Source organism: Holzapfeliella sp. JNUCC 72 (genome assembly GCF_053668685.1).
On the sequence record NZ_CM132220.1, the window covers coordinates 498604 to 521287 of the forward strand.

24 protein-coding genes and 1 tRNA gene are annotated in these 22684 nt (G+C 36.2%); 23 read left to right on the forward strand and 2 right to left on the reverse strand.

The window, feature by feature from the left end; translation table 11 throughout:
* The first annotated feature begins 22 nt into the window (after nt 1-22).
* The 6 genes from dnaJ (at nt 23) to JNUCC72_RS02430 (ending at nt 6803) form a co-directional block, all read left to right on the forward strand.
* Nucleotides 23-1165 (forward strand): molecular chaperone DnaJ, encoded by a 1143-nt coding sequence (gene dnaJ, locus JNUCC72_RS02405; RefSeq protein ID WP_454144510.1) that lies wholly within the window; start codon nt 23-25, stop codon nt 1163-1165.
* A gap of 95 nt (nt 1166-1260) precedes the next feature.
* A complete protein-coding gene (gene lepA / locus JNUCC72_RS02410) occupies nt 1261-3090 on the forward strand; it encodes a translation elongation factor 4 (RefSeq protein WP_454144512.1) in 1830 nt (609 codons plus the stop codon).
* Between the two features lie 99 nt (nt 3091-3189).
* The gene (locus JNUCC72_RS02415; protein WP_454144514.1) at nt 3190-3864 is read left to right on the forward strand and encodes a class A sortase; all 675 of its coding nucleotides are present in this window, start codon (nt 3190-3192) and stop codon (nt 3862-3864) included.
* Between the two features lie 20 nt (nt 3865-3884).
* On the forward strand, nt 3885-6149 hold the full coding sequence (recJ, locus tag JNUCC72_RS02420; protein WP_454144516.1) for a single-stranded-DNA-specific exonuclease RecJ: 2265 nt from the start codon (nt 3885-3887) through the stop codon (nt 6147-6149).
* Nucleotides 6150-6169: 20 nt separating this feature from the next.
* Nucleotides 6170-6688 (forward strand): adenine phosphoribosyltransferase, encoded by a 519-nt coding sequence (locus tag JNUCC72_RS02425; RefSeq protein ID WP_454144518.1) that lies wholly within the window; start codon nt 6170-6172, stop codon nt 6686-6688.
* Nucleotides 6689-6715: 27 nt separating this feature from the next.
* Nucleotides 6716-6803: transfer RNA gene (locus tag JNUCC72_RS02430), tRNA-Ser, on the forward strand.
* A 30-nt stretch (nt 6804-6833) separates the two neighbouring features.
* On the opposite strand, the gene JNUCC72_RS02435 is transcribed toward JNUCC72_RS02430, so the two are convergent.
* Together JNUCC72_RS02435 and JNUCC72_RS02440 are read right to left on the reverse strand one after the other, a co-directional pair.
* Nucleotides 6834-7151 carry a DUF960 family protein gene (locus tag JNUCC72_RS02435; protein WP_454144520.1) on the reverse strand — a complete coding sequence of 106 codons (318 nt, stop codon included), beginning with the start codon at nt 7149-7151 and terminating at the stop codon, nt 6834-6836.
* Nucleotides 7151-7654, reverse strand: coding sequence for a YbaK/EbsC family protein (locus JNUCC72_RS02440; protein WP_454144522.1), 504 nt, complete (start codon nt 7652-7654; stop codon nt 7151-7153). The genes JNUCC72_RS02435 and JNUCC72_RS02440 overlap by 1 nt, the downstream gene beginning before the upstream one ends.
* 124 nt (nt 7655-7778) lie before the next feature.
* Between JNUCC72_RS02440 and prmA the strand changes: the two genes are divergently transcribed.
* From prmA to recO, 17 genes are all read left to right on the forward strand, one after another.
* Entirely contained in the window at nt 7779-8726 is a 948-nt protein-coding gene (gene prmA, locus JNUCC72_RS02445) for a 50S ribosomal protein L11 methyltransferase (RefSeq protein ID WP_454144524.1), read from the forward strand.
* 2 nt (nt 8727-8728) lie between these two features.
* Nucleotides 8729-9475: a 16S rRNA (uracil(1498)-N(3))-methyltransferase gene (locus tag JNUCC72_RS02450; protein ID WP_454144526.1), complete on the forward strand. Its 747-nt coding sequence runs from the start codon at nt 8729-8731 to the stop codon at nt 9473-9475.
* A 76-nt stretch (nt 9476-9551) separates the two neighbouring features.
* On the forward strand, nt 9552-11795 hold the full coding sequence (locus tag JNUCC72_RS02455; RefSeq protein WP_454144528.1) for a RelA/SpoT family protein: 2244 nt from the start codon (nt 9552-9554) through the stop codon (nt 11793-11795).
* Nucleotides 11795-12232 carry a D-aminoacyl-tRNA deacylase gene (gene dtd / locus JNUCC72_RS02460; protein WP_454144530.1) on the forward strand — a complete coding sequence of 146 codons (438 nt, stop codon included), beginning with the start codon at nt 11795-11797 and terminating at the stop codon, nt 12230-12232. The genes JNUCC72_RS02455 and dtd overlap by 1 nt, the downstream gene beginning before the upstream one ends.
* A gap of 85 nt (nt 12233-12317) precedes the next feature.
* Nucleotides 12318-13604 carry a histidine--tRNA ligase gene (gene hisS / locus JNUCC72_RS02465; RefSeq protein WP_454144532.1) on the forward strand — a complete coding sequence of 429 codons (1287 nt, stop codon included), beginning with the start codon at nt 12318-12320 and terminating at the stop codon, nt 13602-13604.
* Nucleotides 13605-13616: 12 nt separating this feature from the next.
* Nucleotides 13617-15377 (forward strand): aspartate--tRNA ligase, encoded by a 1761-nt coding sequence (gene aspS, locus JNUCC72_RS02470; protein WP_454144534.1) that lies wholly within the window; start codon nt 13617-13619, stop codon nt 15375-15377.
* 126 nt (nt 15378-15503) lie between these two features.
* Nucleotides 15504-15926, forward strand: a complete 423-nt coding sequence (msrB, locus tag JNUCC72_RS02475) for a peptide-methionine (R)-S-oxide reductase MsrB (protein WP_454144536.1) — start codon at nt 15504-15506, stop codon at nt 15924-15926.
* Between the two features lie 21 nt (nt 15927-15947).
* Nucleotides 15948-16466, forward strand: coding sequence for a peptide-methionine (S)-S-oxide reductase MsrA (gene msrA, locus JNUCC72_RS02480; RefSeq protein ID WP_454144538.1), 519 nt, complete (start codon nt 15948-15950; stop codon nt 16464-16466).
* A gap of 73 nt (nt 16467-16539) precedes the next feature.
* Nucleotides 16540-17406: a YitT family protein gene (locus JNUCC72_RS02485; RefSeq protein ID WP_454144540.1), complete on the forward strand. Its 867-nt coding sequence runs from the start codon at nt 16540-16542 to the stop codon at nt 17404-17406.
* 46 nt (nt 17407-17452) lie between these two features.
* Nucleotides 17453-18322, forward strand: a complete 870-nt coding sequence (locus tag JNUCC72_RS02490; RefSeq protein ID WP_454144694.1) for a deoxyribonuclease IV — start codon at nt 17453-17455, stop codon at nt 18320-18322.
* A 119-nt stretch (nt 18323-18441) separates the two neighbouring features.
* Nucleotides 18442-18615: a 30S ribosomal protein S21 gene (rpsU, locus tag JNUCC72_RS02495; protein WP_056975084.1), complete on the forward strand. Its 174-nt coding sequence runs from the start codon at nt 18442-18444 to the stop codon at nt 18613-18615.
* Nucleotides 18616-18726: 111 nt separating this feature from the next.
* Complete coding sequence (locus tag JNUCC72_RS02500; protein ID WP_454144542.1) at nt 18727-19689, forward strand: PhoH family protein; 963 nt, start codon at nt 18727-18729, stop codon at nt 19687-19689.
* Nucleotides 19686-20168, forward strand: coding sequence for an rRNA maturation RNase YbeY (gene ybeY / locus JNUCC72_RS02505; RefSeq protein WP_454144544.1), 483 nt, complete (start codon nt 19686-19688; stop codon nt 20166-20168). Before JNUCC72_RS02500 ends, ybeY begins: the two co-directional genes overlap by 4 nt.
* Complete coding sequence (locus JNUCC72_RS02510) at nt 20152-20538, forward strand: diacylglycerol kinase family protein (RefSeq protein WP_454144546.1); 387 nt, start codon at nt 20152-20154, stop codon at nt 20536-20538. Before ybeY ends, JNUCC72_RS02510 begins: the two co-directional genes overlap by 17 nt.
* Before the next feature lie 17 nt (nt 20539-20555).
* A complete protein-coding gene (cdd, locus tag JNUCC72_RS02515; protein WP_454144548.1) occupies nt 20556-20969 on the forward strand; it encodes a cytidine deaminase in 414 nt (137 codons plus the stop codon).
* A complete protein-coding gene (era, locus tag JNUCC72_RS02520; RefSeq protein ID WP_454144550.1) occupies nt 20959-21867 on the forward strand; it encodes a GTPase Era in 909 nt (302 codons plus the stop codon). Before cdd ends, era begins: the two co-directional genes overlap by 11 nt.
* Nucleotides 21867-22628: a DNA repair protein RecO gene (recO, locus tag JNUCC72_RS02525; protein WP_454144553.1), complete on the forward strand. Its 762-nt coding sequence runs from the start codon at nt 21867-21869 to the stop codon at nt 22626-22628. Before era ends, recO begins: the two co-directional genes overlap by 1 nt.
* The last annotated feature ends 56 nt before the right edge of the window (nt 22629-22684 follow it).

Sequence of the window (22684 nt, forward strand, 5' to 3'; positions counted from 1 at the left end):
ATAGAAATGAAAGAGGAATTTTATGGCACAACAACGAGATTACTATGAAGTCCTGGGTCTTTCTAAAAATGCATCGGAAGCCGAAATAAAAAAAGCTTATCGTAAACTATCTAAAAAATACCACCCTGATTTGAATGATTCTGAGGATGCTGAAGAAAAGTTCAAAGAAGTTAGTGAAGCATATGAAGTCTTGAGCGACTCCCAAAAACGCGCTGCTTATGATAATTATGGTCATGCAGGTGTTAATGGTGGTGCGCAAGGCGGAGCTGGTGGTTTTGGTGGCGGTGCCCAAGGATTTGGCGGTTTTGAAGATATCTTTAACCAATTCTTTGGTGGTGGAGCTGGCGGCGGTGGCCGTGCACAAGATCCAACTGCACCAAGAAAAGGGCATGATTTAGATTACACCATGACACTTGAGTTTGAAGAAGCAATTTTCGGTAAGAAAACAAATGTCACATATGATCGTGATGAAACATGTAAGACTTGTGATGGTAAGGGTGCAAAACCAGGTACTTCAACCAAAACTTGTCAAAAATGTCATGGTTCAGGTCATATGACCGTAGATCGTCAAACAATGCTTGGTATGGTTCGTCAACAAGTTGCCTGTGATGAATGTCACGGTCAAGGTGTGATTATTGAAACACCTTGTGAAGACTGTCATGGTAAAGGAACAACTAAACAAAGACACACTGTTGAAGTTAATATTCCAGCAGGTGTTGACCAAGGCCAACAAATTCATTTAACTGGTCAAGGTGAAGCTGGTGCTAATGGCGGGCCTTACGGTGATTTATACATTGTTTTACGTGTTCGTCCAAGTAAGACATTTGAACGTTCAGGAACAACAATTTACTACACTGTTCCAATTAGCTTTGCTCAAGCTGCACTTGGTGATGAAATTGACGTTGATACTGTTCACGGTAAAGTTAAATTGCGTATTCCAGCTGGAACACAAACAGGAACAACCTTTAGGTTAAACGGTAAAGGTGTTCCGCAATTGAACGGACATGGAACAGGTAACCAAGAAACAACAGTTAAAATTGTGACACCTAAGAAAATGAATGAGGATCAAAAGAAAGCCTTAGTCGACTTTGTTAAAGCTGGCGGGGAAGACATTCAACCTCAAGACAAAAACTTTTTTGAAAAAGTAAAAGATAAATTTATGTGAATTCTAAAAAAGAGAAGATCTTAATCTTCTCTTTTTGTTTGTGACCATTTCGGATACTTGCTATAATAAAGAACAGAAGTAATAGAGGAGAACACATGAATTTAGAAGAATTAAAAGATTATCAATCAAGAATAAGAAATTTTTCTATTGTTGCCCATATTGATCATGGGAAATCAACAATAGCTGACCGCATCTTAGAACTGACAGATACAGTGTCAAAGCGTGAAATGCATGCTCAAATTCTAGATAGTATGGAACTAGAACGTGAACGTGGCATTACAATTAAGTTGAACTCAGTTGAGTTAAAGTATCGTGCCAAAGATGGTAAAGACTATATTTTCCACTTAATCGATACACCAGGTCACGTGGACTTTTCATATGAAGTTTCACGTTCACTTGCAGCTTGTGAAGGAGCTGTTTTGGTCGTTGATGCGGCTCAAGGTGTTGAAGCACAAACACTAGCTAATGTGTACTTGGCCTTAGATAACGACCTTGAAATTGTACCTGTTATTAACAAAATTGATCTACCTGCAGCAGATCCAGATCGTGTTAAAGATGAAATTGAAGATACAATCGGTTTAGATGCACAAGATGCTGTGCTTGCTTCAGCTAAGAGTGGGTTAGGAATTGAAGAGTTACTAGAACGTATCGTAACTGACATTCCTGCACCTCAAGGTGATTTTGAAGCACCATTGAAGGCGATGATTTTTGACTCTGTATATGATTCGTATCGAGGGGTTGTTTTATCAGTCCGAGTTGAAGATGGAATCGTTAAACCCGGTGATATGATTGAAGTTATGAGTAATGGTAAACAATACGAAGTAACAGAAGTAGGTGTGTTGTCACCTAAAGCTGTTAGTCGTGATCGTTTAGTTGCAGGTGATGTTGGTTATCTAACGGCTAACATCAAAACTGTTCGTGATACGCACGTGGGTGATACGTTGACACTAGCTAACAACCCAACGACTAAACCAACACCTGGTTACCGTCCAGCAAAACCTATGGTTTATTCAGGGATGTATCCAGTTGAAAATGCTAAATACGATGATTTAAGAGAAGCTTTAGAACGTTTACAGTTAAATGATGCAGCGCTTGAGTTTGAACCTGAAACTTCTCAAGCCTTAGGGTTTGGTTTTAGATGTGGATTCTTAGGATTACTTCATATGGATGTTATTCAAGAACGTCTAGAACGTGAATTTGGCTTAGAATTAATTATGACAGCACCATCTGTGGATTATCATACGAAGCTTCAAAATGGTGAAGAAAAAACGGTTGCTAACCCTGCAGATATGCCTGATCCTAGTGATATTCGTGAAATTCAAGAGCCTTACGTTAAAGCAGAAATTATGGTACCAAATGATTATGTTGGTCCTGTAATGGAGCTAGCTCAAAGAAAACGTGGTAACTTCGTTACTATGGATTACTTAGATGCTAACCGTGTTAACGTTATTTATGAAATTCCACTATCTGAAATTGTGTTTGATTTCTTTGATGAACTAAAATCAAATACACGTGGATATGCTTCTCTTGATTATGAGTTATGTGGATACCGTCCAAGTGACCTAGTTAAGATTGATATTTTACTTGCGGGTGAAGTAGTCGATGCCTTGAGTTTCATTGTTCACCGTGACTTTGCTCAAGCTCGTGGTCGTGCCATTACAGAGAAACTAAAATCTGTTATTCCACGTCAGCAATTTGAAGTACCTGTTCAAGCTTCAATTGGGAATAAAGTTATCGCACGTTCTACTATCAAAGCTTACCGTAAAGATGTTACAGCTAAACTATATGGTGGGGATGTTACCCGTCGTATGAAACTGCTTGAAAAACAAAAAGCCGGTAAGAAACGTATGAAGGCCGTTGGAAAACTAGATGTGCCTCAAGAAGCCTTTATGAGTGTACTAAAAATGAGTGACGACGAAAAATAAAAGCTTTAATCCTCTTTAGATTGCCTAAAGAGGATTTTTTATTTTAAAAGACTAATGATATAATACCTAGGTTGAAAACTGATACTAATGGAGTTGCTAATGAAAAAATTTAAAAGAGGTTTGTTGTACTTATTTGCAACAGTGTTATTAATTGTCGGCATTGCTTTAATTTTTAATGAGCCCATTCAAAGTAGCATTGTTTCTCATAATACTGAAGTGGCTAGAACTTCTGTGACTAAGGAACAAATTCAAAAAAACATGCAAACTAAGAGTGAAGATTATGATTTTTCTAAAGTTAAAAGTTTAGATATTAATCAGGTAGGACAGTCATTAACTCATAATCAGACACAAGTTATTGGATTAATGGCTATACCTAGTGTCAATATGAACTTACCGGTTTCAAAAGGCCTGAGTGATGCTGCATTGTCTTCTGGTGGTGGAACGATGCGTGAAGACCAGCAAATGGGGGTTGGTAATTATCCCATTGCTGGACATTATATGACAGATAAAGGACTTTTGTTTTCGCCATTAGAATCAGTCAAACTAGGTGAATTGGTTTATTTAACCGATTTAGATAAAGTATACACTTACAAGATTTATCAAAAAGAAGTCGTCGATCCATATGCGGTATGGCTTGTTGATAATACAGATAATGCCATTGTGACACTAATAACTTGTGCAGATGGCGGGGTTAATCGTTGGGCAATTCGCGGTGAGTTGATTGAGACAAAAGACGCTACGCAATCTGAATTAGCCACATTTAATTTAAAATAAGCAAAAGGGGTTAAACTAGCTTGGATTTCAAACAAAAAGAACCGTTGACTAAGATTTCTTCTGAGACTCGGTCAGAACTAGGACTATCAGACATTGCCGTGACACTCTTAGAAAATAGAGGACTCACTTCAAAAGAAGCAATTGAAGATTGGATTAATCCATCAGAAGAGTCGATTCATGATCCGTTTTTATTTACAGATATGCAAAAAGCCGTTGATCGTATTCATCAAGCAATAGATGCTCAAGAGCAAATTACAGTATATGGTGATTATGACGCAGACGGTATCACAAGTACGGCAATTTTGGTAGAAACGCTTGAAATTATGGGTGCCAATGTAAATTATCATCTTCCTAATCGTTTCAATGAAGGGTATGGTCCCAATCAAGCCAGTTATCAAAAGTTGATTAATGAAGGAACACAGCTGTTTATTACCGTTGATAACGGGGTAAGTGGAAAAGAGGCTGTTGAATTCTTGAATGAGCAAGGTATTGATATCATTATTACTGATCATCATAATTTACCTCAAGTCCTACCCGATGCGTTAGCGATTATTCATCCAAGATTAGCGAATCAAGCTTATCCTTTCGATGATTTAGCTGGAGTGGGTGTTAGCTTTAAGTTATGCTGTGCCTTGTTGGGCGAGACTGCTTATGAACTGCTTGATTTAGTAGCTATTGGAACGATAGCTGATATGGTTGCGGTAACAGGAGAAAACCATACGCTATTGAAGTTTGGTGTTGAAGCTTTACAAAACACGCAAAGATTGGGATTAAGACAGCTGTTAGTTGAATCAGGGGCTAATTTAGATGACTTAGATGAAACTAGTATTGGGTTTGTCATCTCACCACGACTGAATTCACTAGGACGACTAGAAAATGCAGGGAAAGCAGTCGAATTGTTGCTGAATGATAATCCTGAAACCTGCGAATTACTAGCTAAAGAAATCGAAACAATTAATATTAAGCGAAAAGAACTAGTTGTGACAACAACCAAAGAAGCGCTTGAACTGGCAAAAAGCACGCAGTATCAAAATCAAAACACATTGATTATTTATCAAGAAAGTTGGCATGAGGGTATCTTGGGAATTGTGGCCAATAAAGTAGTTGAAGAAACGCAAAAGCCTGCTATCTTATTGACTAAAGCTGAAAACGGTGTTTTAAAAGGGTCTGGTCGTAGTATACAAGGCTTTGACTTGTTTACAGCACTTACACCAATCAAATCAGAACTGGTCTCATTTGGCGGTCACGACATGGCATGTGGCTTGTCTGTTGAGGAAGATAAGCTAGATAACTTAATTCAAAAATTTGAAGCCAGTTTTTCACTTAATAGTCAAGATAGTGAACAATTATTTGATTGCTCACTCACGCCTGATGATTTAACCTTAGAGCAACTCAAAGAAATCTCAGCTCTTGGACCTTTCGGGACCAACTTTGAAATGCCACTATTCAAAATCAATTCCCCACACATTTCTTTTGCTAGAAAGATTGGACAAACACAAGATCATTTGAAATTTACGATGCTTAATTCAAAAGGGATGCAAGTTTCGGGAATTGGGTTTAATTATCCAAATGTTGACCTCAATACGTTCAAGGAAAAAGGCATTTTATATGGTGAATTATCCAAGAATGAATGGAAGGGCAAAGTAACCCCTCAACTTATGCTCAAGCATCTTGAATTTGAAAAAGAACAGGTCATTGACTGTCGCCATTATCAGTTTAATCAAATTATGGCTGTGCAAGGTACTTTTGGCTTTTTCAATGAAGAAAAACTAAATGCATTTAAGGAAAAACTGAATATAGATGATGACCAGGCTGTTTTGTTACGTTCTAGCAACCCAAAATCACAGACAATTATTATAATGGATCAGCCATTAAATAATCAGCAATTAGAAGCGGTTCTTTCATCATCAGCTATTGAACAAGTTTATTTTTACGGTCAAATCAAAAATTTACATCTCACACAGATGCCATCTCAAGACAAGTTTCGCGAAGTGTTGAAGTATTTCTATCAACATCATGATTTGAAAACAACGGACTTAAAACAATTAACAGCATACTTCAACTTATCAATTTACGAATTAAATTTGATTTTAAGGGTGTTTTTAGAGCTAAATTTTGTTAAAATAGATAGGGTTCTAATTAAACCAGTTGAAAATGTTCAGTCAAAAGCACTGACATCTTCAAATTTATTACAACAAACACAAAAACAATTACAATTTGTTAATCAGCTAAATGCGATGTCTTCATCTGATTTGAAGCGTCATATTTTACAATATTTAGGTTAGCAAAGATAGGAGTCCTAAACTTGACAATGAATTTTAAAGATTACGTAGCAGATGTTCCTAATTTCCCAAGTGAAGGTGTTACTTTCCGTGATATTTCACCTTTAATGGCTGATGGTGAAGCTTACCATGCTGCAACAATGGAAATTGTTAAATATGCTAAAGACCTAGGCGTAGATATGGTATGTTGCCCTGAGGCTCGTGGATTTTTAGTAGGTTGTCCTGTCGCAGATGAGCTAGGTGTTGGTTTTGCACCAGCTCGTAAAGCAGGTAAATTACCTCGTGAAACAGTTTCTGTTTCTTACGATTTAGAGTATGGTCAAGACACACTTTACATGCACAAAGATGCTATCAAACCTGGTCAAAAAGTTCTAGTTGCTGATGATTTAATGGCAACAGGTGGAACTGTTCGTGCAACTATCGACTTAGTTGAAAAACTAGGTGGAATCGTTGTTGGAACAGCTTTCTTGATTGAACTAAAAGACTTAAACGGTCGTGATAAAATCAAAGATTACGATATGTTCACATTAATGGACTACTAATATATATCAAGGCTAGTCCTTGATTATGGAGCGTTGGCAGAGTGGTAATGCACCGGACTCGAAATCCGGCGAACCGGTTAATACCGGCGCGCAGGTTCAAATCCTGTACGCTCCTTAATAAAAAATCCCTTAAGGCTTAATAGCTTTAAGGGATTTTTAATTCATCTTCAAACAATAAAGTTTGGTGGTCATCAGCATCATAGGCAATGACTGTAAGTGGTTGATTAACTAAAAAAGGTTTTTTCAAATCGAAATCAACTTCTAAATCGGTTCCAGGTTGCACAAATTTTAATTTTTGTGTTTGATTATTTAAAAACAATGTAAAGGTTAATAAGTTTTCTAAAGGAACCAGACCAACTAATTGATCATCGATTGTTTCCCAAATCAAATGGACCACTTCTTCTGGTAATTGCTGCATGACTTTGACTGAAGCAAAACGTTCTTGTAGGGGGTTAAAAGGCATTATTTCTCCTCTGCAATATCGCCGAATTGACCAGCAGTAATATCAATTAAGTCTGAAACTTTAATTTGAACACTACGACCGACTTTTCCGGCTGAAACAATAATTTCATCTTCAAGATCTGCTTGTTGGTCATAGAAGATAGGGACTTTTAATTTTTCATAGATACCAATAGGTGTATTGGCACCATGAACATAGCCAGTTGTTTTTTCTAAATCTTTTAAGGGTAGTAAGTGAACTTTCTTATCACCAGAAATTTGACTCAACTTTTTGTAGCTGAGATGTTTATCTAGTGGCACAACGCCGACTAAAACAGGGTTTTCAGTTCCTTTTAGAACAAGTGTTTTGTAGACTGTTACGTCGTGTTTTGGAAAGTTTTCAGTATCTAAAGCATCAACGTCACCATCTTTAACGGTTGGTGCCACGATTGATTGATAATTAATTTTTTGCTGATCCAGCATTTTTTCAACCAATGTTTTTGAAACTTTAGCTTTTTTCTTAGACATCTAAAGACTCCTTTTTATTTGTAATAAATATAATCTTAGCAATGTGATTTTTAAGTGTCAAAAGAAATCCAAGTAAAAATAAGTTATAATGAAACCATAATTTTAATTTAAGTGAGGGAATATTTTGAATTTAATCGAACTATCAATTCAAACAGCAACGGATTCAGTTGAAGCATTGTCAGCTTTCTTAATGGCGAATGGTGCACTGGGTATTCAAACGAGAGATCGTCAAGATTTTGAAAATAAAAATACACCTGGTTATGGTGAACTAATTATGACGGACGATATTAAAGATTTACCAGAAGCAGCAGAAGTTAGTGGATATTTTGATGAGTCAACCTTTGACCAAACCCTTCCTGCTCAAACTAAAGAGAAGCTAACTGAATTAAAGGGTTACCAACTTAATATTGGGTCAGGAGTTATTGCTTTGAATCGTATTGTGGACCAAGATTGGGAAAACAATTGGAAAGAGTATTACCATCCAGTTCGTTTGTCACATTGGTTTACAGTTGTTCCTGAATGGGAAAACTACCAAACAAAATCACACCATGAACAAATTGTTCGTCTGGATCCGGGTATGTCATTTGGAACAGGCACTCACATTACAACACAATTAGCTTTACAGTATTTAGAAAAGACAATGGTTAAAGATGATGCACGTGTGTTAGATCTTGGGACAGGCTCAGGAATACTTGCGATTGCTGCACACAAAATGGGTGCGCAACAAGTTGTTGGAACGGATATTGACGCACATGCTTTAACTTTTGCTGAAGAAAACATCAAATTAAATGAGCTAGAAAATCAGATTACTTTGCAAGAAAGTGACTTACTGAAACAAGTTTCAGGTGAGTATGATATTATCATTGCCAATATTTTGGCTGAAATTTTGATGGAATTAGTACCCAATTTAGCTGAACATCTAGCTGATAACGGTGTTGTGATTTTATCAGGTATCGATCAAGCACAACGCGATAAATTGGTCGCAAAATTAGCAGAATTTAATTTTGAAGTTATTAGTGAAATGCGTCAAAAGACATGGATTAGTTTGCTAGTGAAGAAACAAGAGGTGTAAACATGCAACATTACTTTTTAGATGAGACTTTATCAATTAATCAAACTGTGTCACTTCCTAAAGATATTGCTCACCGTGTTTCTCGAGTAAGACGTAGTAAAGTGGATGATGAGATTGAGGTTGTCGACAGTCTTCACCAAGTATTTATTGCAAAGATTACGAGTTTAGAAAATAAAGCTGTTGAAGTTGAGATTGTGCAAGAACAAGATCGCCAAGTAGAGTTGCAACAAGACGTTACTTTATTAGTGGGGATGCCTAAAAAAGAAAAAGCAGAATGGATTATTCAAAAGGGGACAGAACTAGGTGCTAATGCATTTGTGTTCTTTAATTCAAGATATGCTGTGGCTAAGTTAAAAGCTGATAGATTAGCTAAAAAATTAGACCGTTTAAATACAATTGCTAAACAAGCTGCTGAACAATCAAGACGCTCAATCGTTCCTGAAGTCAAAGTGCTAGACAAATTAAGTGACTTAGATCTATCAGAATTTGATCATACTGTAGTCGCTTATGAAGAAGCTGCCAAACAGTCTGAAAAATCTAATTTGGTCAAAGTATTTGAACAGGTTGAACCTAATCAAAAAGTACTAGGTGTATTTGGACCTGAAGGTGGATTAGCAGAAGAAGAAGTGACGAGTTTAGTTAGCCAAAGTGCAACAGTTGCTGCGCTAGGACCACGTATTTTGAGAGTAGAAACAGCCCCCTTATACTTTTTGAGTGCATTATCTTATCAAACAGAGTTAAATCATTGATTTAAAATTGGTATTTTAAATTTAAGGTTGTTATAATTCAACTATAATGACTAGAGGAAAGCTAGGGGTTGAGACTATGTCTAAACATAAGGATTTAACAGTTACAGAGGTATTTGACCTTTGCGCTGAATATATGAATCAAGAACACTTAGACTTTGTGAAAAAAGCCTATGAATTTGCAGCTTATCTGCATAAAGATCAAAAGCGTCAATCAGGACAGCCCTACATTATTCACCCTATTCAAGTAGCCGGTAGTTTAGCCGAACTTAGAATGGACCCTGAAACAATCGTGAGTGGTTTTTTACATGATGTTGTTGAAGATACAGAAGTAACACTTGGAGATGTTGAGGAACTATTTGGTAAAGATGTCGCAACAATTGTTGATGGTGTTACTAAACTGGGCAAAATAAAGTATATGTCACATGAAGAACAACTTGCTGAAAACCATCGTAAGATGCTAATTGCAATGGCTCAAGACTTACGCGTTATCATGGTTAAATTAGCAGATCGGTTGCATAATATGCGGACATTAGACCATCTAAGACCAGATAAACAACGCCGTATTTCAACTGAAACAATTGAAATTTATGCACCATTGGCAGATCGTTTAGGGATTAGCAAAATCAAATGGGAACTAGAGGATATCTCATTACATTACCTAAACCCACAACAATACTACCGTATTGTAAGTTTGATGAAGACTAAACGTAGTGAGCGTGAAGGCTTTATTGCGGATGCAATTAATACAATGGAAACGACTTTAGATGATTTGAACATCAAATATACAATTTACGGTCGTCCAAAGCATATCTACTCAATTTACAAAAAGATGAAAGAAAAGCACAAACAGTTTGATGAATTATATGATTTATCAGCTGTTCGCATTCTAGTTAAAAGCGTTCGTGATTGTTATGCTGTATTAGGTGCAGTGCATACTAAGTGGAAACCTGTTCCACGTCGTTTTAAAGACTATATTGCAGTTCCTAAAGCTAACGGTTACCAATCACTTCACACAACGATTATTGGTCCTGGTGGCAAACCGCTAGAAATCCAAATCAGAACAGAAGAAATGCACGAAATTGCTGAATTTGGTATTGCAGCTCATTGGGCTTATAAAGAAGGGGTTAGCTCACCAGTTAGAATTGACGAAGCTGGCCAAAAAATTGATATTTTCCGTGAGATTTTAGAGTTGAGAGAGGATTCAACTAATGCTCGTGACTTCATGGAAAGTGTTAAAGGAGACTTGTTCTCTGACCGCGTATATGTCTTTACACCAAAAGGTGATGTTTATGAGTTGCCTAAAGGGTCTATTCCACTAGACTTTGCATATTTAGTTCACACAGAAGTTGGGAACCATGCAGTGGGTGCACGTGTTAATGCTAAGATGGTTCCACTTGATTACAAAATGAAAAACGGAGATATTATTGAAATTAATACTTCTCCAAATGCTAATCCAAGTCGTGACTGGACTAATATTGTTAAAACATCCCGCGCACGTAACAAAATTAGACGCTACTTCAAAAACCAAACTAAAGATGAAAATATCGAAAAAGGCCGTAATGATATTGAAAACCAACTAACTGAAATGGGCTATTCACCAAAAGAATTTATGGATAAAGCTCATATTCAAGAATTGGTTAACCGATTCAACTTTGGCTCTAAAGAAGAACTGTTTAGTTCAATTGGTTATGGTGAAATCACACCGCTAGTGGCGGCTAACCGTTTAACAGAAAAAGCACGCCGTGAAAGCGAAGCACAAAAGCGTAAAGAGCTAGAAGCTTCGATTTTATCAGCTGCTGATAACAAAACACATAATCAAATTGACCGTTCTAAACAAAATGAGCCAACTAAAATGCAGATTCAGCATGAAAATGGTGTTATTATCCAAGGTCTTAATAACTTGTTGATTAGATTAGCTAAGTGTTGTAATCCTGTACCTGGGGATGCAATTGTTGGCTATGTGACAAGAGGTCGAGGCGTTACAATTCACCGTACTGATTGTTCAAATATCAGTGAATCAGACCGTATAGAAGGTCGAGTAATGGATGTTGAATGGATGGACGTTTCTTCAAAAGACCAAACTTATTTTGCAAATCTAAGTATTTATGGATTTAATCGTAGCGGTTTGTTAAATGATATTCTTCAAAAACTTAATGCGGTTTCAAAAAAACTATCCAATATCAGTGGTCGTATTGATCATAATGATATGGCGCATGTTCGTTTAACCGTTTCTGTTAAAAATTCACAACACCTTAACGAAATTTTGACGCAAATAAAAAATATTCCAGATGTTTATGAAGCAAAGAGAGCAGATCAATAATGAAAATTGTTATTCAACGTGTACAAGAAGCAAGTGTTACAATCGATAATCAATTACACTCAAAAATTGGTAATGGGTTGTTGCTACTTGTGGGCGTTCATCAAGATGATACGCCAGATATGCTGCAAAAAGCAGCACAAAAAATTGCTAAAATGAGAATCTTTAGTGATGATGATCAAAAAATGAATCTAAGCGTTAAAGACGTAGCAGGTGAAATTCTGTCAGTGAGTCAATTCACGTTACTTGCCAATACTAAAAAGGGAAACCGTCCTCACTTTCAAGAAGCAATGGCACCTAAACAAGCTGAAGCATTTTATGATCAGTTTAATGCATTATTAAGAGAAGAAAACTTAACAGTTAAAGAGGGACAATTTGGAGCAGATATGGCTGTTGCATCAGTTAATGATGGTCCTGTTACAATTGTCTACGAGCTGTAGTCTAAATTGACATAGAGCGTCTTTTTCTAGTATTCTATATTAATGCGAAATAAGACAAAAAACTGGATAGAGAAGGGTCTTGTGTATGAAGTTACAAAAACCTAAAGGAACAGTTGATATTTTGCCTGGCGAATCTAATCGCTGGCAATATGTCGAAACTGAAGTTAGAAATTTTATGGACTTGTATGATTTCAATGAAATCAGAACGCCTATTTTTGAACAATATGAACTATTTGCCCGTTCAAGTGGTGAATCTTCAGATGTTGTATCAAAAGAAATGTATGATTTCTTCGATAAAGGAGAACGTCATATTGCATTGAGACCAGAAGGGACAGCTGGAACCGTTCGTTCATACGTTGAAAACAAACTGTATGCACCTGAACATGAAAAACCAGTCAAACTATTCTATATTGGCCCAATGTTTCGTTATGAACGTCCACAGGCTGGACGTCAAAGACAATTTCACCAAATCGGTGTGGAAGCTTTTGGTGCAACACATCCGATGCAAGATGTTGAAATTATTTTATTAGCTCATGACTTATTAAAAAAACTAAACGTTCAAAACTTTGAATTACACCTTAATTCATTAGGAAACGCAGAAGTTAGAAAAAATTACCATGAAGCACTAGTTAATTATTTTGAACCATTTAAAGATGAATTATCAGATGATTCTAAACAACGTTTGCAAGTAAATCCACTTAGAATTTTAGATTCAAAAGATAAACGAGATCAAGAATTAGTGGCAGATGCACCTAAGTTACGTGATTATTTAGATGATGAAACTAACCAACATTTTGGCTTTGTTTTGAACATGCTTGATGAGTTAGGTATTAATTATCAAATCGACGATAACTTGGTTCGTGGTCTAGATTATTACACGGGCACAATCTTTGAATTTATGATTGAAGATAAGAACTTGTGGCAAAGCAAAAGTACGGTGCTAGCAGGTGGTCGTTATGATAATTTAGTAGAAGAGTTCTCAGGTCCCAAAACACCTGCCATTGGTTTTGGTATTGGATTTGAAAGACTAATGCTAGTTTTACAACAACAAAACCCTGAAATGTTTGCAACAGAGGGACCAGAGGTTTATATTGCTAATGTAGGTGATAATTCTGTTGCAACTGTTTTGAAACTAGCTCGTTCTTTGAGAAATCAAGGACTTAAAGTGGTCTTTGATGTTTCACAACGTAAATTAAAAAATCAATTCAAATCAGCTGACCGCCATCAAGCGAAGTACATTTTGACTATTGGGGACCAAGAGGTCGAAAAACAAGCTGCAACACTTAAAAATCTTGAGGATGGTTCACAGACTGTTGTTGATTTTGAATCTTTAAATAAAAATGCATCAGAATTATTAAAAGAAATTAACTAGGGGATAGTAAAAATGGAAAAACGTACAGCTTATAACGGTCAAGTGACCGAAGAATTAGTCGGAGAACACGTGACGCTTCACGGATGGGTTCAAAAACGTCGTAGTTTAGGAAGTTTAATTTTCGTAGACTTAAGAGACCGTTCAGGATTCGTTCAACTTGTTTTCAATACAACTTTTAGTGCAGATGCATTAGCTGTTGCTGAAACATTGCGTGCTGAAGATGTTATTTCAGTTCATGGGAAAGTCGTTAAGCGTTCAGAAGAAACACAAAACCTAAACAATCCAACAGGTAAAATTGAAGTTGAAGTAGACAGAATTGAACTGCTTAATAAAGCCAAAACACCACCATTTGATATTAGTGATGATGTTCAAGCCTCAGAAGAAACTAAACTAAAATACCGTTACTTAGACCTACGTCGTCCTGAAATGCAACGTGGTATCATGATGCGTTCAAAAATGATGCACTCAATTCACGCTTTCTTCGATGAACAAGGATTTGTTGATATCGAAACACCTTATTTAGGTAAATCAACACCTGAAGGTGCTCGTGACTATTTAGTTCCTTCTCGTGTTTATCCAGGTAGTTTCTACGCTTTACCTCAATCTCCTCAATTATTTAAACAATTATTGATGGGTGCTGGATTTGACCGTTACTACCAAATTTCCCGTTGTTTCCGTGATGAAGATTTACGTGGAGATCGTCAACCTGAATTTACTCAAATCGATATGGAAACTACTTTCTTAGATGAAAAACAAATTCAAGATATTACTGAAGGTCTAATCAAGAAAGTCATGAAAGACGTGAAAGGTCTAGACGTTAAAACACCATTTCCAAGAATGTCATGGCATGATGCAATGGCAAACTATGGTTCTGACAAGCCTGATACACGTTTTGATATGAAACTTCAAGACTTATCAGACTTATTCAAAGATAGCGACTTCAAAGTGTTCTCTGGTGCAGTAGCTAATGGCGGACAAGTTAAAGCTATCGTTGTCAAAAATGGTGCTAATGAATATTCACGTAAACAAATCGATCAAAAACAAGAATACATCAAGCGTTTTGGTGCAAAAGGATTAGCTTGGATGAAATTTGTTGATGGTGAATTCAATGGACCTGTTGCGAAATTTGTAACGGATCAACATGACGAATTAAAAGACAAGTTAAACCTTGTGGGTGATGAATTAGTATTATTTGTTGCTGACCGTTCTAAAGTTGTTGCTGATGCTTTAGGTTACTTACGTGTTGAAATTGCCAAAGAACAAAACTTGATTAACAAAGAAGAATTTAACTTCTTATGGGTTGTAGACTGGCCATTATTTGAATACGACGAAGGTGACGAAAAATGGGCTGCAGCTCACCATCCATTTACTATGCCTGATGATGAAGGCGTTAAGTTACTAGATACAGAACCACATAAAGCACATGCTCGTAGCTATGATATTGTTCTAAATGGTTATGAACTTGGTGGTGGATCAATCCGTATCCATAATCGCGAAATTCAAGAAAAAATGCTAAAAGTTTTAGGATTTACAGAAGAAAGCGCCAAAGAACAATTTGGATTCTTATTAGATGCCCTTGACTTTGGATTCCCACCACATGGTGGACTTGCAATTGGATTAGACCGTTTTGCAATGTTACTTGCAGGACGTGATAACATTCGTGACGTTATTGCATTCCCTAAAAACTCAAAAGCAAGTGAACCAATGATGAACGCGCCCGCAGAAGTTTCTGATGCGCAACTAGCAGAACTAGGTATTGAAACAAGAGATTAATTTGTAAAAAACGATAAATATTAAATTATTTATCGTTTTTTTATTTTGTTTTAAGGTTGTAAACAACTATTTTTTTGATATACTAACCTTAAACTTACTAAAGAGAAGTTTGAGAGGGGATTTATAATGTCTAAAGACTTACGAGAAAAATTAACTAAAGAACAATATGAAGTGACACAAAATGCTGCAACAGAAGCACCATTTACGGGTGAATATGATGATTTCTGGCAAGACGGTATTTTTGTTGATGTTGTGAGCGGAGAGCCTTTATTTTCTTCGACAGATAAATATGATGCGGGCTGTGGTTGGCCATCATTTACCAAACCAATCGACAAAGTGGTCGAAAAAAGAGACTCTTCTCATGGCATGGAACGAATCGAGGTCAAAAGTAAAGACGCTGATTCACATTTAGGACACGTATTCAATGATGGACCACTTGAAAAAGGTGGCATGAGATACTGTATTAATTCAGCTGCATTACGCTTTATTCCGGTAAATCAACTGGAAGAAAAAGGATATGGTAAATACTTAATTTTATTTGATAAGTAAAACTCAGGAGGTTAGTTGAAGATGAAAAAAGAGTATGCAATTTTTGCAGGAGGTTGTTTTTGGTGTATGGTCAAGCCTTTTGATGAACAACCAGGAATTATTAAAGTAACTTCTGGTTACACAGGAGGTCATGTTGCAAATCCAACATATGAACAAGTTTGCACAGGCAAAACGGGTCATACTGAAGCAGTTAAAATTGACTATGATGCAGATGTGATAACTTATCCAGAACTTGTTGAAATCTATTGGCGTCAAACAGATCCAACGGATGCAATGGGGCAATTTCAAGATCGTGGTGATTCATATCGTCCGGTTATTTTTTATCATGATGACAGTCAACGAGTAGTTGCTGAGAAATCAAGAGATGAACTTGAAAAAAGCGGTCGATTTGATAAACCAATTGTTACCAAAATTGAAGAGGAGTCGCCTTTTTATGAAGCGGAAGATTATCATCAAGACTTCTATAAAAAAGATCCCGCAAGATTTGAAATGGAAGAATTAGGCGGTCGTGAACAGTTCAAAAAAGATGTTTGGAAATAGTAGATAATTGCTTTAAAAAAATCGTTTTTTTGTTAAACTTAGGATAAGTTTAAATAAAAGGAAGTAAAAAGCTATGGATCAACTGTCTCAAATCAGCCGGCAGCATACTAATTTTTCTAAAGTTAGTGCGGCTGTTATCTATGCACTATGTGTATCGATTGCGTTGAACTTCTTTTGGGAACCCGGTCATATTTATGCAAGTGGTGTTACGGGGTTTGCCCAGATCATTCAAAGTTTGTCGCACAATTTATTACCAACTAATGTGATGTATTTTGCATTGAACATTCCTTTAGTCATCCTGGGGTGGTTAAAGATTGGTCACAAGTTTACACTTTATACTATTTTAGCCGTTGTTTTTTCATCAATCATGATGAAAGTAATGCCGCCAATCAGTACACAGTTTGATCCCATTATCTGTGCTTTATTTGGTGGTGTGGTCAACGGTGTTGGAACAGGTTTTGCTTTGAAAAGCGGTATTTCAACCGGTGGATTAGACATTATTGGAATTATTGTCCGTAAGAAAACGGGTCACAGCTTCGGAACAATTAATATATTCTTTAACTTGATTATTGTATCAGTGGCCGGCTTTATTTTTGGTTGGGCATTTGCTTTTTATACAGCTATTGGGATTTTTGTGAATGGCCGCGTTATTGATATGATTTATACTCAAAATCAAAAAATGCAAGTGATGATTGTGACAGAGCATCCTAGAGACCTGATTGATGATATTCAGCAAAAAATGCGTCGCGGAATTACAATTGTTCACGACGTTGAGGGCGCTTTTGGTCACACTGAAAAAACAATTCTGTTCACAATTATTTCGAGATATGAAATGTATGAATTAGTACATGTTATTCAAAATAAAGATCCATATGCTTTTGTCAGCATCACGAAGGCTGAAAAAGTCATTGGTAGATTTAAGGAGCCTAAAGTTGAGTAAAGAGTCATTAATTATTGGAAGTCACGTAAAACTATCAGGCAAGAAAATGCTGTTATTATCGACAGAAGAGACACTTGCTAATCAAGCTAATACGATGATGGTATTTACTGGTGCTCCTCAAAATACGAGAAGACGTCCGTTGTCTGATTTCAACATTGAAGAAGCAACACCTATTATCGAAGAACATAATATCAACCCAATCGTGGTTCATGCACCTTATATCATTAATCTTGGCAATGTTAAAAAGCCCGAAAATTTTGCCTTTGCAGTTAACTTTCTAGCTGATGAAATGAAGCGTGCCGAAGCAATTGGCGCTAAATATATCAGTTTTCATCCAGGATCTCATGTGGGCTCTGGTGAAGAAGCAGCTATTGCTCAGATAATCAAAGGTCTAGATGAGGCTATTGAGAAAAGTGAAACAACGACTGTTAGCATTGCGTTAGAAACAATGGCTGGTAAAGGGACTGAAATAGGTAAAACTTTTGAAGATCTTGCACAAATTATTGAAGGTGCTAAACATTCTGATCGTTTGTCAATCACTTTTGATACTTGTCATGTTTATGACGCGGGTTATGATATCAAGAATGACTTTGAAGGTGTTATGGCTGAATTTGATCGTGTTATCGGTATTAATCGTATTACAGTTATTCATTTAAATGATTCAAAGTTTGGATTAAAGTCACATAAAGATCGTCACGAAAACCTGGGATTTGGCGAGCTTGGATTTGAAACCTTACAAGATATTGCTTATTATGAGCCATTCAAATCGTTGCCAAAGATACTAGAAACCCCCTTTGTACCTGATGAAGTAGATAGTAAAAAGAAATACTCACCTTATAAACGTGAGATTGAAATGTTACGTCAGCAAAGCTTTGACAGTGACTTAAAACAAGCAATATTGAAGGATAATCAGTAATTAAGAATTAAATTAAAAAACATAGTGATATTTTGTTGACCTGGTTATCTTTGTTCGATATAATTAATCTTGTAATTAGTTGACCTATAGGGTCATAGAAATGGAAGGAGGGATATCATATGGCAAAGACAGTCGTTCATGACAACGAATCTCTTGATGATGCTCTTCGTCGCTTCAAACGTTCCGTTTCTAAAAGTGGTACACTCCAAGAGTACCGTAAACGCGAATTTTACGAAAAACCAAGTGTAAAAAGAAAATTAAAATCTGAAGCAGCTCGTAAACGTAAGAGATAACGTCTCGTAAAACCCTTATTTTTGGTTATATTTCCAGAAATAAGGGTTTTTTTTCGCCCCAAAAAGCTTTATCATTAAAGCGTATATAAAATTACTTTCGGAGGCGTATTATTGACAGACACAACGATACAAAACAACTATGCAAGTGCAGATGATTTAATCAGTTTAGTCGGCGTTAATGACCAACACCTAAAGTTAATACAAGATTATTTTGATGTTGAGTTGACTAACCAGGGTGATAGTATTCGCCTCAAAGGGTCAGAATCAGATGTTTTACTAGTTGACCAACTATTAAAGTCACTTTCAAATTTGATTAGCCAACGTGTTAAGATTAACGGATCTGACGTGATGAGTGCCATTAAGATGGCGCAAAAGGGTACATTGGACTACTTTGAAGATCTTTACCAAAAAATATTGATTAGAGATGCCAAAGGAAAACCAATCCGTATCAAAAATTTAAGTCAAGCGCATTATGTTGAAGCAATTAAGCACCATGATGTCGTATTTGGGATTGGTCCAGCGGGTACTGGTAAAACTTATTTGGCTGTTATCATGGCTATTTCTGCTTTTAAAAGAGGAGAAGTTGAACGCATTATCTTAACTCGACCAGCTGTTGAAGCTGGTGAGAACCTAGGGTTTTTACCTGGGGACTTGAAGGATAAAATTGATCCCTATCTTCGTCCTATTTATGATGCGCTATATGCTATTTTTGGGACAGAGGCTACTAACCGATTGATGGAAAGAGAAATCATTGAAATTGCACCCTTAGCTTATATGAGGGGACGTACACTTGATTCAGCCTTTGTAATACTAGATGAGGCACAAAACACAACCCGTTCACAAATGAAGATGTTTTTAACACGTCTAGGTTTTGATTCCAAAATGATTGTTAACGGTGATATCACTCAAATCGATTTACCGTATAATGCTAAAAGCGGTCTAGTTGAAGCAAAACAACGTTTACAAGGAATCAGTGCAATCAAGTTTATTAACTTTTCTGCTAGTGATGTTGTTAGAAATCCAGTTGTTACAAAAATTATTGAAGCCTACGAAAAGAATGAGGAACAAAAATGAGTCAATTAGATATTAATGTTATAAACGAAGAAAATTTATTAAGTTCAGATCAAGTTGACTGGGCGTTAGATTTGTTGAACTACACAAAAGATAAAATTGCACCTGAACAAGCCATTGAAATGTCAATCAGTTTTGTGAGCGAAGGTGAAATCAAGAAGATTAACGAAACCTATCGTGGAAAAGATAATCCAACAGATGTGATTAGTTTTGCGATTGAAGACGGTGAAGACCAAGAAGAAATTGAAATGCTTCAACAGACTTTTGGGATTGCTAGAAATATTGGAGACTTGGTTATTTGTCCAGCGATTGTTGCAGAACATGGAGAAGAATATGGTCATGGATTTGACCGTGAATTCGGATATACGTTGGTACATGGTTTCCTTCACTTGAGTGGATATGACCACATTGATCCAGAAGAAGAAAAGGAAATGATTGGGTTGCAAAACCAAATCTTAGACGAGTATGGCCTTAAAAGATAAAAAACAAATACAAAAAAACCGTCACTTTTTTCAGTCATTAAAGCATGCTATTGATGGTATCTTACATGTTTTAAAAGTGGAGCGAAATTTTAAGATTGATATTATCGTCAGTATCATCGTGATTTTGGTTAGTTTTTACTACAAAATATCGAGTTCGGAATGGCTTTGGGTTATTTTCTCGATTTTTTCAGTGATTATTGCTGAAGTAGCCAATACTTCAATTGAAACTGTTGTCGACTTGGCAGCTGATTTTAAGTATCATGATTATGCCAAATATGCTAAGGACACGGCAGCTGGATTTGTTGTTTTGACAGCACTAATGGCAGTTATTATTGGCGCCATTATCTTTATTCCTAAATTTATTAACTAGTGAGGAACTATAACAATATGAAAGTAACGCAGTTAGTTGAAATTGCTAAAAATCACTTAAAAAGAGCTTACGTTCCGTATTCGCATTTTCCAGTTGCGGCAGTTGCTTTAGACAGCAAGGGTAATCTTTATAAAGGGGTAAATGTTGAAAATGCTTCTTATGGATTAACAATGTGTGCAGAACGTGTGTGTTTGTTTGAAAGCATTAATCAAAATGATGAACGCCCAATTATTACAGACTTTGTCATTATTGGAAAAACACCTCAAGCTATTTCACCCTGTGGTGCTTGTCGCCAAGTGATGAGTGAGTTATTAACTCAAGATACACGCATCTTTTTAACCTCGGCTAAAACAGATGACCTTAAACAATTTAGTTTAGATGAAATTTTACCGTACTACTTTACAAGCAAGGAGCTTAACAATGGAAAATAACGAATTTAGATCAGGTTTTGTGGGGATTATTGGTCGTCCAAACGTTGGTAAATCAACATTAATGAACCGTATTATTGGTGAAAAAATTGCCATTATGTCAGACAAAGCACAAACAACACGTAACAATATCAATGGTATTTATACATCAGATAAAGCCCAAATGGTCTTTTTAGATACACCAGGTGTTCACAAGCCTAAAAATCAATTAGATGATTATATGTCAAAATCTTCACTAGGGATGTTAAATCAAGTTGATGTGGTGTTATTCATGGTATCTGCTGAAGATAAAATGGGACCTGGAGACCGTTTTATTTTGAACTTATTACAAGATGTAAAGAAACCTGTCTACTTAATTATCAACAAAATCGATTTAGTTCATCCAGATGATTTGCTAGCATTCATCGAACAATATCGCCATGAACTAGACTTCAAAGAAGTATATCCAATTTCTGCTACACAAGGAAATAATGTTGATGAATTATTAGACCAATTAAGTGATGAATTACCTGTTGGTCCACAATTTTATGATGAAGATCAATTAACAGATAGACCTGAATATTTTGTTGTTGCTGAATTGATCCGTGAAAAAATTCTTGAATTCACACGAGATGAAATCCCTCACTCAGTGGCTGTTTTAGTAAACCAAATGAGCCAACGTGTTGAAGGTAAACTTCAAATTGACGCAACTATCTTCGTGGAACGTAAAAGTCAAAAAGCAATTGTTATCGGACAAGGTGCTAGCTTACTAAAACGAATCGGTATTAAATCACGTCAAGAAATCGAAAACTTATTAGGTGAAAAAATCAACCTGAAACTTTGGGTTAAAGTGCAAAAAAATTGGCGTAAAGATCCGTTATTCTTAGCTCAGTCAGGTTACAATCCTAAAGACTTGAACTAATGAATAAGCAATGGGTTGAAGGTATTGTTTTTAAAAGACAATCCTATCAAGAAACCGATGTCTTAGTTCGGATTTTTACGCAAGAATACGGCTTGTTCACAATGATTGTTAAAGGAGCAAAGCGACCTAAGTCAAAGTTGAACAGTAGCGTTTTGAACTTTTCCTATGGCCATTATTTAGTCGATATTAAGCCAAATCGGATTAGTAGACTCAATACCACTACAAAAGTCAAACAGTTTGAAACTATTATTACAGATATTGAAAAAAGTGCCTATGCAACGTTTTTATGTGATTTAGCAAATCGTGCTTTTGTTGATTATCAAGCAGAAGGCGAGTATTATGATTTACTCAAACAAGCTTTACTTCGAATTGATGAAGGTAAGAATCCAGAAATTGTGATGCAAATTTTTCAATTAAAAATGCTAAAAGCTTATGGAGTTGCTCCTGAGTTTAGGCATTGTGTAATTTGTCAAAATGCTGTAGGTGAATTTGCCTATTCACTTGAAAAAGGTGGTATTCTTTGTCGAAAACACTTGCCAGAGTTCAGTGATTTGAAACTATTAGACTTATCAAGCCAAGAAGTAAGCTTACTGAGAACACTAGCTTTTGTGCCACTTGATAAGTTGAATCAAGTGACTGTTAAACGCCAAACACAGACAAGATTATCAAAATCCATTGACCGAATTTATCGTGAAACACTTGAAATGACGCTGAAATCAAAACAATATCTGAACCAAATGACGGATTGGTTAATTGATTAAGATAATTGTTAAAATTTCTTATAATTATATTGAAACTATACGATATAAAGTGTATT

Coding starts and splice junctions, on each gene's coding strand:
- JNUCC72_RS02415 (WP_454144514.1), top strand. CDS start 3,190: ATGAAAAAATTTAAAAGAGGTTTGTTGTACTTATTTGCAACAGTGTTA.
- recO (WP_454144553.1), top strand. CDS start 21,867: ATGAATAAGCAATGGGTTGAAGGTATTGTTTTTAAAAGACAATCCTAT.
- rpsU (WP_056975084.1), top strand. CDS start 18,442: ATGGCAAAGACAGTCGTTCATGACAACGAATCTCTTGATGATGCTCTT.
- JNUCC72_RS02485 (WP_454144540.1), top strand. CDS start 16,540: ATGGATCAACTGTCTCAAATCAGCCGGCAGCATACTAATTTTTCTAAA.
- ybeY (WP_454144544.1), top strand. CDS start 19,686: ATGAGTCAATTAGATATTAATGTTATAAACGAAGAAAATTTATTAAGT.
- dtd (WP_454144530.1), top strand. CDS start 11,795: ATGAAAATTGTTATTCAACGTGTACAAGAAGCAAGTGTTACAATCGAT.
- JNUCC72_RS02450 (WP_454144526.1), top strand. CDS start 8,729: ATGCAACATTACTTTTTAGATGAGACTTTATCAATTAATCAAACTGTG.
- lepA (WP_454144512.1), top strand. CDS start 1,261: ATGAATTTAGAAGAATTAAAAGATTATCAATCAAGAATAAGAAATTTT.
- JNUCC72_RS02435 (WP_454144520.1), bottom strand. CDS start 7,151: ATGCCTTTTAACCCCCTACAAGAACGTTTTGCTTCAGTCAAAGTCATG.
- cdd (WP_454144548.1), top strand. CDS start 20,556: ATGAAAGTAACGCAGTTAGTTGAAATTGCTAAAAATCACTTAAAAAGA.
- hisS (WP_454144532.1), top strand. CDS start 12,318: ATGAAGTTACAAAAACCTAAAGGAACAGTTGATATTTTGCCTGGCGAA.
- JNUCC72_RS02455 (WP_454144528.1), top strand. CDS start 9,552: ATGTCTAAACATAAGGATTTAACAGTTACAGAGGTATTTGACCTTTGC.
- JNUCC72_RS02510 (WP_454144546.1), top strand. CDS start 20,152: ATGGCCTTAAAAGATAAAAAACAAATACAAAAAAACCGTCACTTTTTT.
- JNUCC72_RS02440 (WP_454144522.1), bottom strand. CDS start 7,654: ATGTCTAAGAAAAAAGCTAAAGTTTCAAAAACATTGGTTGAAAAAATG.
- JNUCC72_RS02490 (WP_454144694.1), top strand. CDS start 17,453: ATGCTGTTATTATCGACAGAAGAGACACTTGCTAATCAAGCTAATACG.
- msrB (WP_454144536.1), top strand. CDS start 15,504: ATGTCTAAAGACTTACGAGAAAAATTAACTAAAGAACAATATGAAGTG.
- era (WP_454144550.1), top strand. CDS start 20,959: ATGGAAAATAACGAATTTAGATCAGGTTTTGTGGGGATTATTGGTCGT.
- aspS (WP_454144534.1), top strand. CDS start 13,617: ATGGAAAAACGTACAGCTTATAACGGTCAAGTGACCGAAGAATTAGTC.
- msrA (WP_454144538.1), top strand. CDS start 15,948: ATGAAAAAAGAGTATGCAATTTTTGCAGGAGGTTGTTTTTGGTGTATG.
- dnaJ (WP_454144510.1), top strand. CDS start 23: ATGGCACAACAACGAGATTACTATGAAGTCCTGGGTCTTTCTAAAAAT.